Annotated in this window: 4 protein-coding genes; all 4 read left to right on the top strand. The window is 69.3% G+C overall.

The window, feature by feature from the left end; genetic code table 11:
- Nucleotides 1–377 precede the first annotated feature (377 nt).
- On the top strand, nt 378–617 hold the full coding sequence (locus QZY44_RS09905; protein WP_295445690.1) for an AbrB/MazE/SpoVT family DNA-binding domain-containing protein: 240 nt from the start codon (nt 378–380) through the stop codon (nt 615–617).
- Nucleotides 611–919 (top strand): type II toxin-antitoxin system PemK/MazF family toxin, encoded by a 309-nt coding sequence (locus tag QZY44_RS09910; protein WP_295445691.1) that lies wholly within the window; start codon nt 611–613, stop codon nt 917–919. The genes QZY44_RS09905 and QZY44_RS09910 overlap by 7 nt, the downstream gene beginning before the upstream one ends.
- A 310-nt stretch (nt 920–1229) precedes the next feature.
- The gene (locus QZY44_RS35735; RefSeq protein WP_365303877.1) at nt 1230–3836 is read left to right on the top strand and encodes a DEAD/DEAH box helicase; all 2607 of its coding nucleotides are present in this window, start codon (nt 1230–1232) and stop codon (nt 3834–3836) included.
- Nucleotides 3837–3844: 8 nt separating this feature from the next.
- Nucleotides 3845–4420 (top strand): hypothetical protein, encoded by a 576-nt coding sequence (locus tag QZY44_RS09925; RefSeq protein WP_295445692.1) that lies wholly within the window; start codon nt 3845–3847, stop codon nt 4418–4420.
- Nucleotides 4421–4648 lie beyond the last annotated feature (228 nt).

Consider the following 4648-nt stretch of genomic DNA (forward strand, 5'->3'; position numbering starts at 1 on the left):
GTAGGAGCGGCCCCCAGGCCGCGACGAATATAACACCACGGGGACGGCAGGCCCCGACTGGGAGCGCCGCACCCCAGTGCGACGCGATCTCGCATGCGCCCGCGGGTTTTCGTGCTGCCGATGGATCGGGCCGCACTGGGGTGCGGCGCTCCCAGTGGCCGGATTGATGATCAAGGCCGGCGCGGCCACGATCGGAACCGGGGCACGGGTAGTGAGGGGCATCGCACAGCCTGAAGACCGGTGCGCCGAAATTGTGCTACTTTCTAATCTGCACCGGGCCTCGACCAGCGTGCCAGCCATTCCCCGCACAGCGAGGTCATCGGTCCGCAAAGCGGACCCTACGGGTTGAAATCCTGATGTTCTTTTAGAGCAATACCATGAAATCCACTCTGCGCCAGATCGGCAACGACCGCGCCATCATCATCCCCGCTCCACTGCTCGCGGAGTGCGAGATCACTGATCGAATCGATTTGACGGTGAAAAATGGATGCATCGTCATCCGCCCGATCAAGCCAGCCCGAGCCGGGTGGTTTGAGAATTATCGGCCGGAGCCAGACGAGGACGCCTGGGCAGGCATCACGGAAACCCCTAAGGAGCAGGAGGACTGGGAATGGTGAAACGCGGTGAGGTCTACTGGGTCACACTGGACCCTACCGTTGGTACCGAAATCCGCAAGACCCGCCCGGCTCTTGTTATTTCACCGGATGACATGAACGCGGCCCTACCGCGGGTCATTGTGGCCCCGCTCACCAGCAAAGGCCAGCCGCTTGGCTGCCGCCCGCAGGTGAAGCTTGCCGGCAAGGCCGCGCGTATTTTGCTCGACCAACTTCGCTGCGTGGACAAGGCCAGATTGGGGGCGAAATTGGGTGAGATCGATCCCGCAGCATGGCATCCGGTCTTGATGGAAATGCTTGGGTAATTGGGCCTTGATCAGAATCCCGGCCACTGACTCTCGCGGCAACCCGTCGCGGCCTGGGGGCCGCTCCTACGGGGGCAGAAACGCCCCCTGCCGCGACGACTATCAGCCATTGGGTGACCGCGGGCAAGCCGCGAGCCCCCCACCCGGTCGCCAAACAGTGATTGCATCGCAACCGATTCCGGACGACAATACGCGGTTTCCCGCGACCCCCCCTGCCGGCCCCCCTCCTCGGACGCACTCCTGATTGGATGATGCACTCCCTGGACGCATACCAGGCAGCACACCCACCCCCGTGAGGCACCCCTCCCCAATGGATACCCCCAATACTGCCGAGGCAGCCGGCAACGAGGCGCAACGCGTCGACTCCGAACTGAGCACCACCGAGACCACCGCCACGCAGGCGCAACACGCCGACGCCGAGCCGACCAGCGCGCCGGCCGCCGCAGCCGAACCGACCACCACCGAGGTGGCACCGGTCATGACCACCGCCGCCGCCACGAGCGAGCCGGCCGAGGTCAAGGAGCCAGTTGCCGAGAAGCCCGCCGCACCGGCCGAGGCGATCCCGGACGACTCGTTCGCCATCCTGAATCTCGCCCCGGGAGTCGCCCGTGCGGTGGCCGAACTGGGCTATGAGACCGCCACCGCGGTCCAGCTGCGCTGCATCCCCCCGCTGCTGGCGGGCCGCGACGTCATGGGCCAGGCCCAGACCGGCACCGGCAAGACCGCGGCCTTCGCCCTGCCGCTGCTCTCACGCATCGTGGCAGACGCCCCATCCCCGCAGGTGTTGGTGCTGACCCCCACCCGGGAGCTCGCCCTGCAGGTGGCCGAGGCCTTCCAGCGCTACGCCCACTACCTCCCGGGCTTCCATGTCGCGCCCATCTACGGCGGTCAGAGCTACGGCCTGCAGGTCCGCCAAATCCAACGGGCACCGCAGGTGATCGTCGGCACCCCGGGCCGGGTCATGGACCACCTGCGCCGCGGCACCCTGACGCTGGCGGGGCTGAAGGCATTGGTCCTTGACGAGGCCGACGAGATGCTCAACATGGGCTTCGCCGAGGACATCGACTGGATCTTCGAGCAGAGCCCGCCCGATCGGCAGGTGGCACTGTTCTCCGCCACCATGCCCCCGGGCATCATGAAGGTCGCCCGCGAGCACCTGAACGACCCGGTGGAGATCCGTGTCGAGTCGGCTACCGCCACCGTCGACACCATCGAGCAGCAGCACGTCGTGGTCACCCGCTTCCACAAAGCGGACGTGTTGACCCGCATCCTGGAGCTCGAGACCTTCGACGGCATGCTGATCTTCGTGCGCACCAAGGGCGGTACCACTGAGCTGGTGGACAAGCTGCGCTCCCAGGGTTTCGCCGCCGAGGCACTCAACGGCGACATGAACCAGGAGATGCGCGAGCGCACGGTCGACCGCTTGAAGGGCGGTCAGCTCGACATCCTGGTGGCCACCGACGTGGCCGCCCGCGGACTGGATGTGGACCGCATCAGCCACGTGGTCAATTTCGACATCCCCACCGACCCCTCGGCCTATGTCCACCGCATTGGTCGCACCGGGCGCGCCGGCCGTCAGGGCAAGGCGATCCTAATGGTGGAACCGCGTGAGCGCGGGCTGCTGCGCTCCATCGAGCGCACCATCCGCCGCCAGATCCCCGAGATGGCCGCCCCCTCCGCCGAGCAGCTCAGCGCCTCGCGCATCGACCGCTTCACCACGCAACTGCGTGAGACCCTGGCCGAGCAGGACATGGACTTCTTCTACCGGCTGATCGCCCGCGTCGCCAAGGAGCAGGAGCTGGAGCTGCAGGACATCGCCGCCGCGGCCGCCTACCTGGCCCAGCGCGAGCGGCCCCTGGACGTGAAGGAGCCGCCGCGGGAGGCCCGGCGTGAAACACCCTACGGCCGCGACGAGCGCCCGCGCCGCCCGCCCTACGGTGGTCGCGATGAGCGCCCGGCCGGCCGCGGCGACGACCGCGGCCCGCGCCCGCCGCGCGGTGACCGGGACTCCGCACCGCGCTTCGAGAGCCGTGGGGAGCGTCCCACACCCAACTTCAACCGCGAACGCCCGCCCCAGCGCGACGACCGGCCCTTTGGCGGCGAGCGTGATCGCCAGCCGACCCAGGTGCCCTATCAGGGGGTGCGTGCGCGCCCGGACGAGCCCCGCTACCCGCAGCGCGATGTGCAGGGTGAGCGCCCCCGCTTCGATCGTGAACGTGGCCCGTCCCGTGACGATCGCCCCTTCCGCCCCGACGCCCGGCCGCCGATGCGTGGCGACCAGCAGCCGAGCTTCCGCGAACAGGGACAGCCGCCTTTCCGTGACCGCGATGGCAATCGCGACGGCAACCGGGACGACGGTCGGGACGACAACCGCGGCAACCGTGACCCACGCTTCGCGGCGGAGCGCCCACGTGAGGGCTATCAGGACCGGCCCCGGCCGGAGTCCCGCCCAGATGGCCGTGGCGACGCCCGGCCGCCGCGGGAGCGTGAAGACCGCGGCAATCGCGATCGTGGGGTCGACCTGGTGCAGCATCGCATTGAGGTCGGACACCGCGATGGCGTCACCCCGCGCGAGATCGTCGGGGCCATCGCCAACGAGTCCGGACTGGAAGGCCGCTATATCGGCCACATCGACATCCAGGACGATCACGCCATCGTCGGCCTGCCCGCCGGCATGCCGCGGGAGGTCTTCCAGCATCTGAAGCGGGTCTTCGTGTGCGGCAAGGAGCTGCAGATCTCGGTGATGGAGGGTGCGCCCCCGCCCCGCCGACCGGCCGCGCCGGGACGACGGCCCGCGCCCGCCGCGCGACGACTCACGCGGCGCAGCACCGCGCCCCTTCCGGGCGGACGACCGCGGTCCCCGCGGCCCCCGCCCGGACCAAGGCGCCTTCCGCAAGAAGCCGCGGGACTAAAATGAGGGGCCTGATGAGCAAGAAGATCGCGTTCACCCTGATCGCTATCGCTGGCCTGACGCTGGGCGCCTGCGGGCCCAGCGAGCCACCCAAGCCGTCGGCGCGGGCACTCGACGCGCCACCAAAGCCGCTGGCGGCAAGCCCTGGCGTGCCGTCCAGGCCGCTGACGCCAGTCCCCGGCGTGCCGCCGGCCATGCTCGAGCAGGCCAAGCAGGCAGGCCAGGCGACCAAGCAGGCGGGCCAGGCAGCCCAGGCGCAACTGCGCGCCGCCACCGATGGCCGGTTGGAGAAAGGCCGCGGGCTCACCGAGACCGCCAGCACGCAGGCGGCCCAGCTGATCCCGCAAATCAAGGATGCCGTCGCCGCCAACAAGCCGGAGTTGGCCCGGACCCTGATGGCCCGGCTGGAGTCAATCCAGGGCACCCTGCCGCCGATGTTGAAGCTCGAAATCGTCAGGCTCCAGGCCCTGCTGGCCGGCACCCAGCAGACCTCAATCCCCGCGGCGGCCCCGGCCGTCACCCCCAGACCGGCCTCGGCCGTCCACCACGCACCGGCACCCCCGCCGGCCGGACGGCCAGCGGCGCAGTAAGCCGCGGGGGGCGCCGCACCCCAGTGAGACTGTGAAAGTATTCCCGTAGGATGGGTTGAGCGCAGCGAAACCCATCGTCGGCGCTTAGGTAACGGCCATGGCGCCCGCGCCACCCCGCAAGATGAAAGTGGCGGGCGCCTTGGCCGTTCCCCTCCCCGGCCCTCCCCCAATAGGGGAGGGGAAAGTGGAGCGCGCTCCCGGCGCGACTTTCACGGTAATCGCCTTAAC

Origin of the sequence: uncultured Thiodictyon sp., assembly GCA_903837595.1 — a bacterium.
In the GTDB taxonomy this organism is placed as follows: Bacteria; Pseudomonadota; Gammaproteobacteria; order Chromatiales; family Chromatiaceae; genus Thiodictyon.